Source organism: Streptomyces tanashiensis (genome assembly GCF_014648895.1).
GTDB classification, from domain to species: Bacteria; Actinomycetota; Actinomycetes; order Streptomycetales; family Streptomycetaceae; genus Streptomyces; species Streptomyces tanashiensis.
In genome coordinates this window covers 415,286-431,354 of record NZ_BMRZ01000004.1, presented here as the reverse complement: position 1 = coordinate 431,354, position 16,069 = coordinate 415,286, and the positions used below count along the sequence as shown (strand labels likewise).

Genomic DNA, 16,069 nt, shown 5'->3' with positions numbered 1-16,069 from the left:
CGAGGTGCTCCTTATGCGCCGGGAGCGAGGATCGCCTGGGCGAACTCCTCGCCGACCTTGGTGGCGGCGGCGGTCATGATGTCGAGGTTTCCGGCGTAGGGCGGCAGGTAGTCGCCCGCGCCCTCCACCTCCAGGAAGATCGCGACGCGGGCCATCCCGCCGTTCTCCGGGCTGGGATCGTCGAACTGCGGTTCCGCGCGCAGCCGGTAGCCGGGCACGTAGGCGGCGACCTGGTCGGCGATCTCCTTGACGGAGAGGGCGATGGCGGCCCGGTCCGCGTCCTCGGGGACGGCGCAGAAGACGGTGTCGCGCATCATGACGGGCGGCTCGGCCGGGTTGAGGATGATGATGGCCTTGCCGCGTTCGGCACCGCCGATGCTCTCGATGCCGCGCGAGGTGGTACGGGTGAACTCGTCGATGTTCGCGCGGGTTCCGGGGCCGGCGGAGACGGAGGCGACCGAGGCGACGATCTCCGCGTACGCCACCGGGACGACGCGGGAGACCGCGTACACCATGGGGATGGTGGCCTGTCCGCCGCAGGTGATCATGTTGACGTTGGGCCGGTCGAGGTGCTCGCGGAGATTGGCGGGCGGCACGACGGCGGGGCCGACGGCCGCCGGGGTGAGATCGACGGCCTTGATGCCGAGTTCGGCGTAGTGGGGGGCGTTGGCCCGGTGGACGGAGGCGCTGGTGGCCTCGAAGACGATGTCGGGCTTCTCGTCCTGGGCGAGGAGCCGTTCGACGCCCTCGTGGCTGGCCTCCAGGCCTGCCCGGGCGGCGCGGGCGAGGCCCTCGCTCGCCGGGTCGACGCCGATCATCCAGCGGGGTTCGACGTGCTCGGAGCGCAGGAGCTTGTACAGCAGGTCGGTGCCGATGTTGCCGGATCCGACGATGGCGGCGGTCGCCTTTGTCTTGATGGTCATGATCACCTCAGATGAACGAGAGGGAGACGGAGCCGAGGCCGGTGAACTCGGCCGTGAAGACGGCCCCGGGCGCCACGTCGACGGCCCGGGTGCACGAACCGGGCAGCACCACGTGCCCCTTCCTCAAGGGCACGCCGAAGCGGGCGACGGTACGGGCGAGCCAGGCGACGGAGAGGGCCGGGTCACCGAGCACGGCGTCGCTGCGGCCCTCGGCGAGGAGCTCACCGCCGCTGCTCAGCCGGGCGTCGATCGCCTTGAGGTCGAGCTCGCGGGGGTCCCGGCCCTCCCCGATCACGTATCCGGCGGAGGAGGCGTTGTCCGCGATGGTGTCGGCGATGGTGATCCGCCAGTCGCGGATCCTGCTGTCGATCAGCTCCAGCGCGGGCACGACGCGCTCGGTGGCCGCGAGGACGTCCGCCGGGGTGCAGCCCTCGCCCGGCAGGTCGTCGCCGAGGACGAAGCCGACCTCGACCTCGACGCGCGGAGAGCAGTAGCGGGCGGCGGTGACGGGGACGTCGGACCGCAGCTCCATGTCGTGGAGCAGATGGCCGTAGTCCGGTTCGTCGACGCCCATCATCCGCTGCATGACCGGGGAGGACAGGCCGACCTTGTGGCCGCGCACCTCCGCCCCGGCCGCGAGGCGGTGCCGGATGTTGACGAGCTGGATCTCGTACGCGTCCTCGGTGTCGATGCCGGGGTACGCCTCGGTCAGCGGGGCGATCGGCGTGACACCGTGTTCGGCGGAGCGCAGCAGCTCGGCCGCCTCGTGTCTCTGGCGGTCCGTGAGCATGGCGGGTCCCTCCTGCGGGCGGTTGGGGCTGTCCGGCGAGGCTAGGCCGGTGCCGCGGCCCGCCGGGAGCGCCCGTTCCCGGTGAGCGGGAAACCCTCACGGGGCCAGTTGTCGGAGCCCGGGTCACGCGCCGGGCCCGCCTGTTGCGCGCCGCGCCCGCCCGTTGTGGGCATTCGTTCCGCTGGGGCGGAACGGGTGGGCACAACGGACGGCGCCCTGCCGGCGCCAGAGGCTCCCGCGCCCTGACCCACACCACGGGTGCAGCACGCTGGTGGTGCGGGTCCAGGCGCGGAACGCGGGGGCGCCGCTGAAGGGCGCCGTCCCGTGTGCCCACCCGTCCCTCCCCCAAGGACTTCGTCCAGGGGGGACCCCCATGCGGGACGATTGCCCACACGGCGCGGGGCGTGGGCCCACTCAGGGACGCGGCCGTGGGCCCGCGCGGGGGCCGGGTGCGGGCGCCGTGCGCCGGCAGGACGCGTCGGGTCAGTGCGTGCCGTACACCGGGTGCGGGGGCTCCGCGGCCGCCAGGAGTTTCAGGGTCGTCTCGCCCGCCTCCGTCGGCGTCCAGCGCGCGCCCTTGTCGGCCGTCGGGCCGGGACGCCAGCCCTCCATGACCGTGATCCGGCCCGCCTCGGCCTCGAAGACCCGCCCGGTGACGCAGGCCGAGGCCGCGGAGCCCAGCCAGACGACGAGCGGGGAGACGTTCTCCGGGGCCATCGCGTCGAAACCGCCCCCCGAGGGCGCGGCCATCGTCTCCGCGAAGGTCTGCTCGGTCATCCGGGTGCGCGCGGCGGGGGCGATCGCGTTGACCTGGACCCCGTACCGGCCCATCTCGGCGGACGCGACCAGGGTCAGGCCGACGATCCCGGCCTTGGCGGCGGCGTAGTTGCCCTGGCCGACGCTGCCGAGCAGGCCCGCGCCGGAGCTGGTGTTGATCACGCGGGCGACGGGCTCGCGTCCGGCCTTGGCCTCCGCCCGCCAGTACGCGGCGGCGTGCCGGAGCGGCAGGAAGTGGCCCTTGAGGTGGACGCGCATGACGGCGTCCCAGTCGTCCTCGCCGAGGTTGACCAGCATGCGGTCGCGCAGGAAGCCGGCGTTGTTGACGAGGGTGTCGAGGCGGCCGAAGGCGTCGAGGGCGGTGGCGACGAGCGAGGCCGCGCCGTCGGCGGTGGCGATGTCGCCGCCGTGGGCGACCGCCTCGCCGCCCGAGGCGGTGATCTCGTCGACGACCTGCTGGGCGGGCCCGGCTCCCGCTCCGGTGCCGTCGAGGCCGACGCCGAGGTCGTTGACGACGACCTTGGCGCCCTCGGCGGCGAAGGCGAGCGCGTGCGCGCGGCCGAGCCCGCGGCCGGCGCCGGTGACGACGACGACGCGTCCGTTGCACAGTCCAGTCATGGTGGGTGCCTTTCGGTGAGTGGTTTCAGTGGTTGGCCGTGGCCGCGTCCAGGAAGGCCGGACGTTCCCCGCCTCCGTGCACGAGCAGGCTGGCGCCGCTGATGTACGCGGCCCGTTCGGAGGCGAGGAAGACGCAGGCGTCGCCGATGTCGGAGGGCTCGGCGAGCCGGCCGAGCGGTACGGTGCGGCCGACGGAGGCGATGCCGTCCTCGTCCCCGTAGTGCAGGTGGGAGAGTTCGGTGCGCACCATGCCGGGGACGAGCGTGTTGACCCGTACCAGGGGCGCCCATTCGACCGCCATGGACCTGGCGAGGTTGTCCAGGCCCGCCTTGGCGGCTCCGTAGGCGGCGCTGCCCGGCGAGGGGCGGGTGGCGCTGACGCTGCCGATCATGATGATGGAGCCGCCGACAGCCTGACGGCGCATCACCTCGTACGCGGCGAGGGAGGCGGTCAGGGGGGCGACGAGGTTCAGTTCGACGACCCGGGCCTGCTGTTCGGCCGCACCGTCGCCGAGCATCCGGAAGGGCGTCCCCCCGGCGTTGTTGACCAGGACGTCCAGCCGTCCGTGGTCGTCGCGCACCCGGTCGAAGAAGTCCGCGACGGCGGCCGGGTCGCGCAGGTCGACGGGGAGGAAGCGGGCCGTGCGCCCGGCTGCCTCGACGGGCTTGTCGGGGGCCCTTCGCGCGCAGGTCACGACCTCCGCGCCGGCTTCGAGCAGGGTTCTGGTGATCCCCGCGCCGACGCCCCTCGTGCCGCCGGTGACGACGGCGACGGATCCCGACAGATCGATGGTGACTGGCAATGGACACCTCCCGCAGCGCGCGAACCGCTGCTATCTTCCACCTAACAAACGTTTGGTGGAAAGGTAGCTGATCTGCTCATGGGTGTCTCCACCTCCGCCCCCGACAAGGGCATCGCCGTCGTCACCGTCGACTTCCCCCCGGTCAACGCCCTCCCCGTAAAGGGCTGGTACGACCTCGCCGCCGCGGTACGGGCCGCCGGTGCCGATCCCGAGGTGCGCTGCGTCGTGCTCACCGCGGAGGGCCGCGGCTTCAACGCGGGCGTCGACATCAAGGAGATCCAGCGCACGCCCGGGCACGACGCCCTCCTGGGCGCCAACCGCGGCTGCTACGAGGCCTTCGCCGCCGTCTACGACTGCGAGGTGCCGGTGGTCGCCGCCGTGCACGGCTTCTGCCTCGGCGGCGGCATCGGCCTGGTCGGCAACGCCGACGCGATCGTCGCCTCCGAGGACGCGACCTTCGGCCTGCCCGAGCTGGACCGGGGCGCGCTCGGCGCCGCCACGCACCTGGCCCGGCTCGTCCCGCAGCAGCTGATGCGGGCCCTCTACTACACCTCGCGCACGGTCACCGCCGAGGAGCTGCACCGGCACGGCTCGGTCTGGCGGGTCGTGCCCCGCGAGCGGCTGCTCGACGCGGCGCTCGAACTCGCCCGGGAGATCGCCGCCAAGGACGGGCAACTGATCCGGCTCGCCAAGGCCGCGATCAACGGCATCGACCCGGTGGACGTCCACCGCAGCTACCGCTTCGAACAGGGCTTCACCTTCGAGGCCAACCTCAGCGGCGTCGCCGACCGGGTGCGCGACACGTTCGGCAGGGCCGGCCAGGACTCGGCCATCGACACGGACAAGGAGCAGCAGTCGTGAGCAGGGACAAGACGATGACCCCCGAGGAGGTCGTGGGCCGCCTCGGGAGCGGGATGACGATCGGCATCGGCGGCTGGGGCTCGCGGCGCAAGCCGATGGCCCTGGTACGCGCGCTGCTGCGCTCCGACCTCACCGATCTGACCGTCGTCTCGTACGGCGGCCCGGACGTCGGCCTCCTCGCCGCGGCCGGGAAGATCCGCAAGCTGGTCACGGCCTTCACCACGCTCGACTCCATCCCCCTGGAGCCGCACTTCGTCGCGGCCCGGCAGCGCGGCGCCTTCGAGCTGGTGGAGCTGGACGAGGCCATGGTCATGTGGGGCCTGACCGCCGCCGTGCACCGGCTGCCCTTCATGCCCATCCGGGCCGGGCTCGCCTCGGACGTGATGACCGTCAACCCCTCGCTGCGGACGATCACGTCCCCGTACGCCGACCGCGAGGAGCTCGTCGCCGTGCCGGCGCTCCGCCTGGACGCCGCGCTCGTCCACCTCAACCGCGCCGACACGCACGGCAACGGCCAGTACCTCGGCCCCGACCCGTACTTCGACGACCTGTTCTGCGAGGCCGCCGACGCGGCGTACGTCTCCTGCGAGCGGATCGTGGAGACCCCGGAGCTGCTCAAGGACACGGGACCGCAGTCGCTGCTGCTCAAGCGCGCCTTCGTCGACGGTGTCGTCGAGACCCCGAACGGCGCGCACTTCACCTCCTGCGCCCCCGACTACGACCGGGACGAGGCCTTCCAGCGCGCCTACGTCAAGGCGGCCCGGGACCCGGAGGCCTGGCGGGAGTTCACCGCCCGCTTCCTGTCCGGCGACGAGGACGCCTACCAGGCCGCGGTCGCGGCGTTCCACGAGGAGGAAGCATGAGCGGCACCGACACCACCACCACGGCCGGGACGGCCACGCGGGCCGAGTACTGCGTCCTCGCCTGCGCCGAGGCATGGCGGGACGCCGGCGAGATCCTGGCCTCCCCCATGGGCACCGTCCCGATGATCGGCGCCCGCCTCGCGAAGCTCACCTTCTCCCCCGACCTGCTGCTGACCGACGGGGAGGCGCGGCTCATCGCCGACGTTCCGGCGATCGGCGCCGCGCCCCGGGTGGTGGAGGGCTGGCTGCCGTACCGTCAGCACCTGGCCCTGGTCACCACCGGGCGCCGGCACGTGATGATGGGCGCGAGCCAGATCGACCGGTACGGCAACCAGAACATCAGCTGCATCGGCGACTGGGCGCAGCCGAAGCGCCAGCTCCTCGGAGTCCGCGGCGCCCCGGTCAACACCCTCAACAACCCGACCAGTTACTGGATCCCCAAGCACTCGACGCGCGTCTTCGTCGAGCGGGTCGACATGGTCTGCGGCGTCGGCCACGACCGTGCCGCCGCGGCGGGACCCTCCGCGAGCCGCTACCACCGCCTGTCGGACGTCATCAGCGATCTGGGCGTCTTCGACTTCGAGACGCCGGAGCGCACCATGCGGCTGCGCTCGCTGCACCCGGGCGTCACCGTCGAGGAGGTCGTGGCGGCCACCGGCTTCGCGCTGACCGTCCCCGACGACGTGCCGTACACCCGTGAGCCCACCGCCGAGGAACTGCGGCTGATCCGCGAGGAGATCGACCCGAAGGGGCTGCGCGACCGGGAGGTCCCCTCATGAGAGACGCCGTGATCGCCACCCGGTTCACCGAGCTCGTCGGGGTGCGCCACCCCGTCGTGCAGACCGGCATGGGGTGGGTGGCCGGTCCCCGCCTGGTCTCGGCCACCGCCGAGGCCGGCGCGCTCGGGATCCTGGCCTCGGCGACCATGACCGTCGACCAGCTCCGCTCCGCGGTGCGCGAGGTGAAGTCCCGCACGGACGCGCCCTTCGGCGTGAACCTGCGCGCGGACGCCGGGGACGCGGCCGAGCGCGTCCGGATCATCATCGACGAGGGCGTGCGGGTCGCCTCGTTCGCACTCGCGCCGTCCCGCGAGCTGATCGCGCGGCTCAAGGACGCGGGCGTCGTCGTCATCCCCTCCATCGGGGCCAGGCGGCACGCCGAGAAGGTCGCGGCGTGGGGAGCCGACGCGGTGATCGTGCAGGGCGGGGAGGGCGGGGGCCACACCGGCAGCGTCGCCACCACCGTCCTGCTCCCGCAGGTCGTGGACGCCGTCGACATACCGGTGGTCGCCGCCGGCGGCTTCCACGACGGGCGCGGCCTGGTCGCGGCCCTCGCCTACGGCGCGGCCGGGATCGCCATGGGCACGCGCTTCCTGCTCACCTCCGACAGCACGGTCCCCGACGCGGTGAAGGCCCGCTACCTCGCCGCGGCGGTCACGGACGTCACCGTCACCACCAAGGTGGACGGACTGCCGCACCGGATGCTCCGGACCGAACTGGTCGACGCGCTGGAGCGCTCCGGCCGGGCCGCCTCGCTGCTGCGGGCGGTCCGGCACGCCGCGGCCTTCCGGCGCGAGTCCCGCATGAGCTGGGCGCAGATGGTCCGGGACGGCCTGGCGATGAAGCACGGCAAGGACCTGACGTGGAGCCAGATCCTGCTGGCCGCCAACACGCCCATGCTGCTCAAGGCGTCCATGGTCGACGGCCGCACCGATCTGGGCGTGATGGCCTCCGGGCAGGTCGCGGGTCTGATCGACGACCTGCCGTCCTGCGCCGAGCTCGTCGACCGCCTCATGGCCGAGGCACGGGCCGCGCTCCACACCCTGCCCGGCACGGACTGACCCCCGCCCTGCGCAGATGTCCGCCGGGGTACCGTCACCCCGGCGGACACGCGTCTCGACCCCTTGTCTCCCCGCACCGACCCCGAACGGAACCGCCATGCCGATCCAGCGGCTGAACCACGCCGTCCTCTTCGTCTCCGACCTGGAGCGCAGCCTCGCCTTCTACCGCGACGTCCTCGAATTCCGGCCGCTGCCGCAGGCGTTCCCCGGGGCGGCGTTCCTCCAGGCGGCGGGCTCCGCCAACGACCACGACCTCGGCCTGTTCCAGTCCCCCGAACGGGGCTCCGCGCGGGCCACCGGGCGGGTCGGCCTGTACCACCTGGCCTGGGAGGTGGACACCCTCGCCGAGCTGCGGCGCATGCGCACCCGGCTGGCCGGGGCCGGGGCCCTCACCGGGGCGAGCAACCACGCCTCCACCAAGGCCCTCTACGCCCGGGACCCGGACGGCATCGAGTTCGAGGTGTGCTGGCTGGTCCCCGACCACGCGGTGGTCGGGGAGCTGACGGCGATGACCTCCCCCACCCTCCCGCTGGACATCGAGGCGGAGATCGAGGTGTACGGCGCGGAGACCCCCGGCGGTCCCCGCACCGATCACGCCGTGTGGCAGAGGCTCTTCGGCGACCCGGGAAGCGTCACAGACGCTCGATGACCGTCAGAGGCGCTCGATGATCGTCACGTTCGCCTGACCACCGCCCTCGCACATCGTCTGGAGGCCGTAGCGGCCTCCGGTGCGCTCCAGTTCGTGCAGCAGGGTGGTGGTCAGCTTCGTGCCGGTCGCGCCGAGCGGGTGGCCGAGGGCGATGGCGCCGCCGTTGACGTTGACCTTCTCGGGGTCGGCGCCGGTCTCCTTCAGCCAGGCGAGGACGACCGAGGCGAAGGCCTCGTTGATCTCCACCAGGTCGATGTCGTCGAGCGTCATCCCGGCCTTCTTCAGCGCGTACGCCGTCGCCGGGATCGGGGCGGACAGCATGCGGATCGGGTCCTCGCCCCGCACCGACAGGTGGTGGACGCGGGCGCGCGGCGTCAGGCCGTGCTCGCGCACGGCGCGCTCCGAGGCGATCAGCATCGCCGAGGCCCCGTCGGAGACCTGCGAGGAGACCGCGGCGGTCAGCCGGCCGCCCTCGACCAGCGGCTTGAGTCCGGCCATCTTCTCCAGGGTGGTGTCGCGGCGCGGGCCCTCGTCGGCGGTGACGTCCCCGAAGGCGACGATCTCGCGGTCGAAGCGGCCCTCGTCGATGGCGCGGGCGGCCCGCCGGTGCGAGCGCAGGGCGAACTCCTCCATGTCCTGGCGGGAGATGCCCCACTTGGCGGCGATGAGCTCGGCACCGTGGAACTGGTTGACCGGCTGGTCGCCGTAGCGGGCGCGCCAGCCCTCGGAGCCGGCGTACGGGCCCTCGGTCAGGCCGAGCGGGTCGGCGGCCTGGCGGCTGGCGAAGGCGATGGGGATCATCGACATGTTCTGCACGCCGCCGGCGACGACCAGGTCCTGGGTCCCGGACAGGACGCCCTGTGCGGCGAAGTGCAGGGCCTGCTGGGAGGAGCCGCACTGCCGGTCGACGGTCGTGCCGGGCACCTCCTCGGGCAGTCCGGCGGCCAGCCAGCTGGTGCGGGCTATGTCGCCGGCCTGCGGGCCGACGGTGTCCAGGCAGCCGAAGACGACGTCCTCGACGGCGGCCGGGTCGGCGCCCGAGCGCTCCATGAGGGCCTTGAGCACATGGGCTCCGAGGTCGGCCGGGTGGACGGCGGAAAGGCCGCCGTTCCTCCTGCCGACCGGGGTGCGTACCGCTTCGACGATGTAGGCCTCGGCCATGGTCACTCCTTAGTCGTACGTCCGGTGTCCGTCACGGAGGGCGACGCCCTCCAGCACCATCGACAGGTACTGGCGGGCGATCTCCTCCGGGCTGTGCTGTCCGCCCGGCCGGTACCAGGACGCGGCGACCCAGACGGTGTCGCGCACGAAGCGGTAGGTGAGCCGGACGTCGAGGTCGGTGCGGAAGACCCCGGCGGCCACGCCGCGCTCCAGGGTCCTGAGCCAGGCCTGCTCGAACCTCCGCTGCGAGCCGGCGAGATAGCCGAAGCGCGGCTGCTCGCGCAGGTGCCTGGACTCCTTCTGGTAGATGGCGACGGCGGCGCGGTGCCGGTCGATCTCCCGGAACGATTCGGTGACGAGGGCCTCCAGGGTCTCCCGGGGGCCGAGCACCGCGGCGAGCACGGCGTCGTACCGGGCCCACAGCTCGTCCAGGAAGGCGCGGAGGATCTCGTCGAGCATCGACTCCTTGGAGTCGAAGTGGTAGTAGAGGCTGCCCGCGAGCAGGCCGGCGGCGTCGGCGATGCGGCGGACGGTGGTGGCGTCGTACCCCTGGGCGGCGAACACCTCGGCGGCCGTGTCCAGGATCTCGCGGCGCCGCTCCGGCGCCGGTCTCACGGGTGCTGGCTGCTGACGGAGAGGACCTCGCCCGTCAGGTACGAGGAGTAGCCGCTGGCCAGGAAGACGATCACGTTGGCCACCTCCCAGGGCTCCGCGTAGCGCCCGAAGGCCTCGCGGGAGGTCAGCTCCTCCAGGAGTTCGGGGGTGGTGACCTTCACCAGGTGGGGGTGCATGGCGAGGCTCGGGGAGACGGCGTTGACCCGCACTCCGTACGCGGCGGCCTCCAGGGCGGCGCAGCGGGTGAGGGCCATCACGCCGGCCTTGGCGGCGGCGTAGTGGGCCTGACCCTTCTGGGCCCGCCAGCCGACCACCGAGGCGTTGTTGACGACGACGCCCCCGGCGCCCGCGGCCTTCATCCGGCGCAGTGCGGCGCGGGTGCAGCGGAAGGTGCCGTTCAGGGTGACGTCGAGGACCTTGTCCCACTGTTCGTCCGCCATGTCGACCAGGTCGGCGGTGCCGCCGAGGCCGGCGTTGTTGACGACGATGTCGAGGCGTCCGTGGCGCTCCACGGCGAGGTCGAACAGCGCGGCGACCTGGGTCTCGTCGGTGACGTCGCAGGGCAGGGCGGCGACGCGGTCCGCGCCGAACTCGGCGGCCAGCTCGGCCTCGGACTCCTTGAGTCTGCGGGCGTGGGCGTCGGAGACGACGACCCGCGCGCCCTCCTCCAGGAGCCGCCGGGCGGTCGCTCCCCCGATTCCGGCGCCCGCGGCGGCGGTGACGACGGCGGCGCGGCCGGCGAGCAGGCCGTGGCCCGGCACGTAGGGGGGTGGGGTGCCGGTCATGGGCGGACCTCCTTGGGCAGGCCGAGGACGCGCTCGGCGATGATGTTCCGCTGGATCTCGTTGGAGCCGGCGTAGATGGTGTCGGAGCGGGAGAAGAGGTAGAGCCGCTGCCAGTCGGTGAGGTCGTACGGTGCGCCGTCGGCCAGCATCCCCTCGGCCCCGCAGACGTCCATGGCGAGTTCGCCCAGCTCCCGGTGCCAGGTGGCCCAGAAGATCTTCCCGATGGAGGCCTCGGGGCCGGGGGCTCCGGCGGCGACGCCGTCGAGCATGCGCAGGGCGTTGAACCGGATGGTCTCCAGGCCGATCCAGGCGCGGGCGAGGCGGTCGCGGATCAGGGGGTCGCCGGCCGCGCCGTTGTGCCTGGCCAGGTCGACGAGGGCTTCCAGCTCGCGGCGGAAGCCGACCTGCTGGCCGAGGGTGGACACGCCCCGCTCGAAGCCGAGGGTGGCCATGGCCACCTTCCAGCCGTCGCCGGGGGCGCCGACGACGTGGGAGGCGTGGGTGCGGGCCCCGTCGAAGAAGACCTCGTTGAACTCCGAGGTCCCGGTGAGCTGGACGATCGGCCTGATCTCCACTCCGGGCTGGTCCAGGGGGACGAGCAGGTAGGACAGGCCGTGGTGGCGGGTCGATCCGGGTTCGGTGCGGGCGACGACGAAGCACCAGTCGGCCTCGTGCGCGAGTGAGGTCCACACCTTCTGTCCGGTGACGACCCAGTCGTCGCCGTCGCGTTCGGCGCGGGTCCGTACGTTGGCCAGGTCGGAGCCGGCGTCCGGCTCCGAGTAGCCCTGGCACCACTGCTCCTCGACGGTGACGATCCTCGGCAGGAAGCGCTCGCGCTGTTCGGGGGTGCCGAAGGCGATGAGGGTGGGTCCCAGGAGCTGTTCGCCGATGTGGCTGACGCGGGCGGGGGCGTCGGCGAGGGCGTACTCCTCGTGGAAGGCGACCTGCTGCCGCAGGGTCGCGCCCCGTCCGCCGTACTCCTTGGGCCAGCCGACGCAGGTCCACCCGGCGGCGGCCATGTGCCTTTCCCAGGCAAGGCGTTCGGCGTGTGCCTCGTGTTCCCGTCCGGGGCCGCCGCGCCCGCGCAGGGCGGCGAACTCGCCCGTGAGGTTGGCGCGCAGCCAGCCGCGGACCTCTCTGCGGAACTCCTCGACGTCGCTCATGGCCGTACGTTAACCTACCAAACACTTGTTAGGGAAGGAGGGCGGATGTCCGCTGCCCGCACCACATCCACGGCACCGGTCCGCTACGAACGCCTCGGCCCGGTGGCCGTGGTCACGATGGACCGGCCCGACTACCGCAACGCCCAGAACTCCGCGATGACCTACGCCCTCGACCGCGCCTTCTACCGCGCGGCCGACGACGACGAGGTCAAGGTCGTCGTGCTCGCCGGAGCGGGGAAGCACTTCTCCGCCGGCCACGACATCGGCACCCCCGAGCGGGACGCCCACCTGCCCTTCGAACGGAAGGCGGGACTCTGGTGGGACCACTCGGACAAGCGGGGAGCGGAGAGCCGCTTCGCCCGCGAGTCCGAGGTCTACCTGGGCATGTGCCGACGCTGGCGCGAACTGCCCAAGCCCATGGTCGCGTCGGTGCAGGGCGCCTGCGTCGCGGGCGGCCTGATGCTCGCCTGGGTGTGCGACCTCATCGTCGCCGCCGAGGACGCGTTCTTCGCCGACCCGGTGGTGCGCATGGGCATCCCCGGCGTCGAGTACTTCGCCCACCCGTGGGTGATGCCGCCGCGGATCGCCAAGGAGTTCCTCTTCACCGGCGACCGGATGGACGCGCGGCGCGCCTACGAGGTCGGCATGGTCAACCGGGTCGTCCCGACCGGGGAACTCGCCGGACGCACCATGGAACTGGCCTCCAGGATCGCCGAGATGCCCCGTATGGGCCTGGCCCTGACCAAGCGCGCCGTCAACCAGGCCGAGGACCTCCAGGGCCTGCACACCGGCATGGACTCGGTCTTCGGCCTGCACCACCTCGCGCACGCGCACAACGCCGAGACCGCCCCCGACGCGCTGGGCGGCATGGACATAGCCTCGATGCGGCGACATTCCGGGGGACGACCCCCCTACCCCCGGGAGGCGGGAGCCTGATGGACCTCGACTTCTCCACGGCGGAGGACGCCTTCCGGGCCGAGGCCCGCGCCTGGCTCACCGCCCACGTGCCCGACACCCCCCTGCCCTCCCTGGAGACGGAGGAGGGCTTCGCGGCCCACCGGCTCTGGGAGCGGACCCTCTCCGACGACCGCTGGTCGGTGGTCTCCTGGCCCGAGGAGTACGGCGGCCGGGGCGCCTCGATCCTCCGGTGGCTGATCTTCGAGGAGGAGTACTACGCGGCCGGCGCCCCCGGCCGGGTCAGCCAGAACGGCATCAGCCTCCTCGCCCCCACCCTCTTCGAGCACGGCACCGACGAGCAGCGCGCCCGCATCCTGCCCTCCATGGCGAGCGGCGAGGTCATCTGGGCCCAGGCCTGGTCGGAGCCGGAGTCCGGCTCCGACCTCGCCTCGCTGCGCTCCACGGCCGAACGGACCGAGGGCGGCTGGCTGCTGCGCGGCCAGAAGACCTGGTCGTCCCGGGCGGCCTTCGCCGACCGCGCCTTCGGCCTGTTCCGCAGCGACCCCGACACCCCGAAGCCGCACCAGGGCCTGACGTACCTGATGTTCCCGCTGGACGCCGACGGGGTGACCGTACGCCCCATCGGGCGCCTCGACGGCAAGCCCGCCTTCGCCGAACTCTTCCTCGACGACGTGTTCGTCCCCGACGAGGACGTCATCGGCGCGCCCGGGCAGGGCTGGCGGGTCGCGATGAGCACCGCGGGCAACGAGCGCGGCCTCACCCTGCGCAGCCCCGGCCGGTTCACGGCCGCCGCCGAGCGGCTCACGGACCTGTGGCGGGAGACCGCCGATCCCTCCGACACCGCCCTGCGCGACCGGGTCGCCGACGCCGTCATCGGAGCCCGCGCCTACCGGTTGTTCGCGTACGCGGGCGCCTCCCGCATCGCCGCCGGGGGCTCGATCGGCGCCGAGTCCAGCCTCAACAAGGTCTTCTGGTCCGAACTCGACATCGCGCTCCACGAGACCGCCCTCGATCTGCTCGGCCCGTACGGCGAACTGTCCGACGGAGCCGCGGACGCGCCCGCGCACGGCGGCTGGGCCGAGGGCCACACCTTCTCCCTCGCCGGCCCCATCTACGCCGGCACCAACGAGATCCAGCGCGACATCATCGCCGAGCGCCTGCTCGGCCTCCCGAAGGGACGCCGGTGATGCGGTTCCTCCTCGACGACGAGCAGCGGGAGTTCGCCCGCTCCCTCGACGCCATGCTCACCGCGGCCGACGCCCCCGCGGTCGCACGGGCCTGGGCCGCCGGGGACACCGCGCCCGGCCGCGCGCTCTGGTCACGGCTCGCGGAGGCGGGCGTCTTCGCCCTCGCCGTCCCCGAGCGGCACGAAGGGCTCGGCCCGCTGCCCCTCGAACTGGCCGTCGCCTTCAGCGAGCTGGGCCGCCACGCCGTGCCCGGACCGGTGGTGGAGACGGTCGCCGCGGCGGCGCTCCTGGACCGGCTCGGCGACGACGCCTCCGCCGCCCTGCTGCCGCAGATCGCCTCGGGGAAGACGGTCGTCACCCTGTGCGTGCCGGCCGCCGGCAGCCCCTACGCCCTGGACGCGGACGCCGCCGACGCCGTGCTCGTCGTCGAGGGCGACACCGTGCGCCTGGCGGAGACGGCCGGTCCCGTCCAGCCCTCGGCCGACCCCGCGCGCCGGCTGGCCCGCCCCCTCGGCGGAACCGTCCTGGCGCGGGGCCCGGCGGTGGCCACCGCCGCCGCGCACGCCGCCGAGGTCGCCGCCCTGGCCACCGCCGCCCAGTCCCTGGGCCTCGGGCGGGCCCTTCTCGACCGGACCGTGGAGTACGTACGGCAGCGCACCCAGTTCGGGGTCGCCATCGGCTCCTTCCAGTCGGTGAAGCACCGCCTCGCCGACACGCTCATCGCCCTGGAGTTCGCCCGGCCCCTGCTCCACTCGGCCGCCCTGGCCCTCGCGGAGGGAGCGGACCACCGCTCCGCCGAGGTGGCCGCCGCGAAGGTCACGGCCGGCGAGGCCGCGTACGCCGCCGCCCGCACCGCCCTCCAGCTCCACGGGGCCGTCGGCTACACGGAGGAGCTGGACCTCGCGCTGTGGATCCGCAAGGCCCGGCCCCTCCGCGACGCCTGGGGCACCCCCGCGGCCTGCCGCGCCCGCGTCCTCGCGCCCGCCCCGGCCGCACAGCAGCCCCGTACCCGTGCGGCATCGAGAGGAGCGGAGGCATGAGGCTGACGGAGGAGCAGGAAGAACTGCGATCCGCTGTACGGGCCGCGCTCGGACGTCACGCGGGGGAGGCGGCCTGGCGGCCGCTGACCGAGCAGATCGGCGTCGCGGGGCTCGCCGTCCCCGAGGAGTACGGCGGCGCCGGGTACGGGGCCCGGGAGGTCCATGTGGTGATGGAGGAGCTGGGACGGGAGCTGAGCCCCGTCCCGTACCTCGGCTCCGCCGTACTGGTGGTACGGGCGCTGCTCGCCTCGGGCGACGGGGAGGCCTGCGCGCGGCTGCTGCCGGACCTGGCGTCGGGTGCCGTCGTGGGGGCTCTGGCCTGGGCCGAGCGCGGTTCCTGGGACCCGTCGGCGGTACGGGCCGAGGCGACGCGCGGGCCCGGCGGGACGTGGCGGATCACCGGGACCAAGGAGCACGTCCTCGACGGTGCGGGAGCCGGGGTCCTGCTCGTGGCGGCCCGTTCGGAAGCGGGGGTCTCGCTCTTCGAGGTGCCCGCGGACGGCGCGGGCGTCTCGCGCGAGGCGACCGTGACGATGGACTCCACCCGGGCGCAGGCGCGGGTGGTGCTCACGGAGGCGGAGGGCCGGCTCGTCGGGGCGGAGGGCTCGGGCGCCCGGGTGCTGGCTCACGTGCTCGACCTGGCCTGCGCGGCGCTCGCCGCCGAACAGGTCGGCGCCGCCTCGCGCTGCCTCGAACTCACGCTGGCCTACGCCCGGGAGCGGGTCCAGTTCGGCCGGGCCATCGGTTCCTTCCAGGCGGTCAAGCACCGCCTCGCCGACGCGTACGTCCTGGTGGAGTCGGCGCGCTCGGCCGCGCTCGGCGCCTCCTTCGCCGCGGACGACGGCACCCCGGAGCTGCCCCGCCTGGCGGCCGCCGCCAAGTCCGCCTGTTCGGAGGCGTTCTCGGCGGTGGCGGGCGAGATGATCCAGCTGCACGGCGGCATCGGCATCACCTGGGAGCACGACGCCCACCGCTACTTCAAGCGGGCGCACGGTTCCGCCCAGCTGTTCGGGCCCCCGGCCTGGCACCGGGTGCGCCTGGCGGCCGCACTGGGCCTGACGGCGGCGTGACCAGGGG

General features: G+C 73.5%; 17 protein-coding genes. 9 read left to right on the top strand and 8 right to left on the bottom strand.

Annotated features, from left to right (window positions below):
- Positions 1-11 precede the first annotated feature (11 nt).
- The 4 genes from IE237_RS17615 to IE237_RS17600 form a co-directional block, all read right to left on the bottom strand.
- Positions 12-923: an acetaldehyde dehydrogenase (acetylating) gene (locus IE237_RS17615; protein WP_229842728.1), complete on the bottom strand. Its 912-nt coding sequence runs from the start codon at positions 921-923 to the stop codon at positions 12-14.
- A gap of 7 nt (positions 924-930) precedes the next feature.
- Positions 931-1,713 (bottom strand): 2-keto-4-pentenoate hydratase, encoded by a 783-nt coding sequence (locus IE237_RS17610; protein WP_189802914.1) that lies wholly within the window; start codon positions 1,711-1,713, stop codon positions 931-933.
- Positions 1,714-2,196: 483 nt separating this feature from the next.
- Positions 2,197-3,108 carry an SDR family oxidoreductase gene (locus IE237_RS17605; protein WP_189802913.1) on the bottom strand — a complete coding sequence of 304 codons (912 nt, stop codon included), beginning with the start codon at positions 3,106-3,108 and terminating at the stop codon, positions 2,197-2,199.
- A 25-nt stretch (positions 3,109-3,133) separates the two neighbouring features.
- Positions 3,134-3,910 (bottom strand): SDR family oxidoreductase, encoded by a 777-nt coding sequence (locus IE237_RS17600; RefSeq protein WP_189802912.1) that lies wholly within the window; start codon positions 3,908-3,910, stop codon positions 3,134-3,136.
- A 78-nt stretch (positions 3,911-3,988) separates the two neighbouring features.
- Here IE237_RS17600 and IE237_RS17595 point away from each other — a divergent pair, with 78 nt between their 5' ends.
- The 5 genes from IE237_RS17595 to IE237_RS17575 all read left to right on the top strand — a co-directional run bounded on the left by IE237_RS17595 (position 3,989) and on the right by IE237_RS17575 (position 8,123).
- Positions 3,989-4,771, top strand: a complete 783-nt coding sequence (locus IE237_RS17595) for an enoyl-CoA hydratase family protein (protein WP_189802911.1) — start codon at positions 3,989-3,991, stop codon at positions 4,769-4,771.
- A gap of 14 nt (positions 4,772-4,785) precedes the next feature.
- On the top strand, positions 4,786-5,634 hold the full coding sequence (locus tag IE237_RS17590) for a CoA transferase subunit A (protein WP_189802990.1): 849 nt from the start codon (positions 4,786-4,788) through the stop codon (positions 5,632-5,634).
- Positions 5,631-6,413 (top strand): CoA-transferase subunit beta, encoded by a 783-nt coding sequence (locus tag IE237_RS17585; RefSeq protein ID WP_189802910.1) that lies wholly within the window; start codon positions 5,631-5,633, stop codon positions 6,411-6,413. The genes IE237_RS17590 and IE237_RS17585 overlap by 4 nt, the downstream gene beginning before the upstream one ends.
- A complete protein-coding gene (locus IE237_RS17580; RefSeq protein ID WP_189802909.1) occupies positions 6,410-7,474 on the top strand; it encodes an NAD(P)H-dependent flavin oxidoreductase in 1,065 nt (354 codons plus the stop codon). Before IE237_RS17585 ends, IE237_RS17580 begins: the two co-directional genes overlap by 4 nt.
- Positions 7,475-7,571: 97 nt before the next feature.
- Entirely contained in the window at positions 7,572-8,123 is a 552-nt protein-coding gene (locus IE237_RS17575) for a VOC family protein (protein ID WP_189802908.1), read from the top strand.
- Between the two features lie 3 nt (positions 8,124-8,126).
- Here IE237_RS17575 and IE237_RS17570 read toward each other — a convergent pair whose 3' ends face one another.
- Genes IE237_RS17570 through IE237_RS17555 form a run of 4 tightly spaced genes read right to left on the bottom strand, consistent with a single transcriptional unit; the run spans position 8,127 to position 11,847 of the window.
- Positions 8,127-9,284: an acetyl-CoA C-acetyltransferase gene (locus IE237_RS17570; RefSeq protein WP_189802907.1), complete on the bottom strand. Its 1,158-nt coding sequence runs from the start codon at positions 9,282-9,284 to the stop codon at positions 8,127-8,129.
- Between the two features lie 9 nt (positions 9,285-9,293).
- A complete protein-coding gene (locus IE237_RS17565) occupies positions 9,294-9,899 on the bottom strand; it encodes a TetR/AcrR family transcriptional regulator (RefSeq protein ID WP_189802906.1) in 606 nt (201 codons plus the stop codon).
- Complete coding sequence (locus IE237_RS17560) at positions 9,896-10,684, bottom strand: SDR family oxidoreductase (RefSeq protein WP_189802905.1); 789 nt, start codon at positions 10,682-10,684, stop codon at positions 9,896-9,898. The genes IE237_RS17565 and IE237_RS17560 overlap by 4 nt, the downstream gene beginning before the upstream one ends.
- Complete coding sequence (locus IE237_RS17555) at positions 10,681-11,847, bottom strand: acyl-CoA dehydrogenase family protein (protein ID WP_189802904.1); 1,167 nt, start codon at positions 11,845-11,847, stop codon at positions 10,681-10,683. The genes IE237_RS17560 and IE237_RS17555 overlap by 4 nt, the downstream gene beginning before the upstream one ends.
- Before the next feature lie 45 nt (positions 11,848-11,892).
- Here IE237_RS17555 and IE237_RS17550 point away from each other — a divergent pair, with 45 nt between their 5' ends.
- From IE237_RS17550 to IE237_RS17535, 4 genes are read left to right on the top strand one after another with little or no spacing between them, the layout of a single operon-like run.
- A complete protein-coding gene (locus tag IE237_RS17550) occupies positions 11,893-12,783 on the top strand; it encodes an enoyl-CoA hydratase (protein WP_189802903.1) in 891 nt (296 codons plus the stop codon).
- Positions 12,783-13,952, top strand: coding sequence for an acyl-CoA dehydrogenase family protein (locus tag IE237_RS17545; protein ID WP_189802902.1), 1,170 nt, complete (start codon positions 12,783-12,785; stop codon positions 13,950-13,952). The genes IE237_RS17550 and IE237_RS17545 overlap by 1 nt, the downstream gene beginning before the upstream one ends.
- A complete protein-coding gene (locus IE237_RS17540) occupies positions 13,952-14,992 on the top strand; it encodes an acyl-CoA dehydrogenase family protein (protein ID WP_189802989.1) in 1,041 nt (346 codons plus the stop codon). Before IE237_RS17545 ends, IE237_RS17540 begins: the two co-directional genes overlap by 1 nt.
- A complete protein-coding gene (locus IE237_RS17535) occupies positions 14,989-16,062 on the top strand; it encodes an acyl-CoA dehydrogenase family protein (RefSeq protein ID WP_189802901.1) in 1,074 nt (357 codons plus the stop codon). The genes IE237_RS17540 and IE237_RS17535 overlap by 4 nt, the downstream gene beginning before the upstream one ends.
- Positions 16,063-16,069 lie beyond the last annotated feature (7 nt).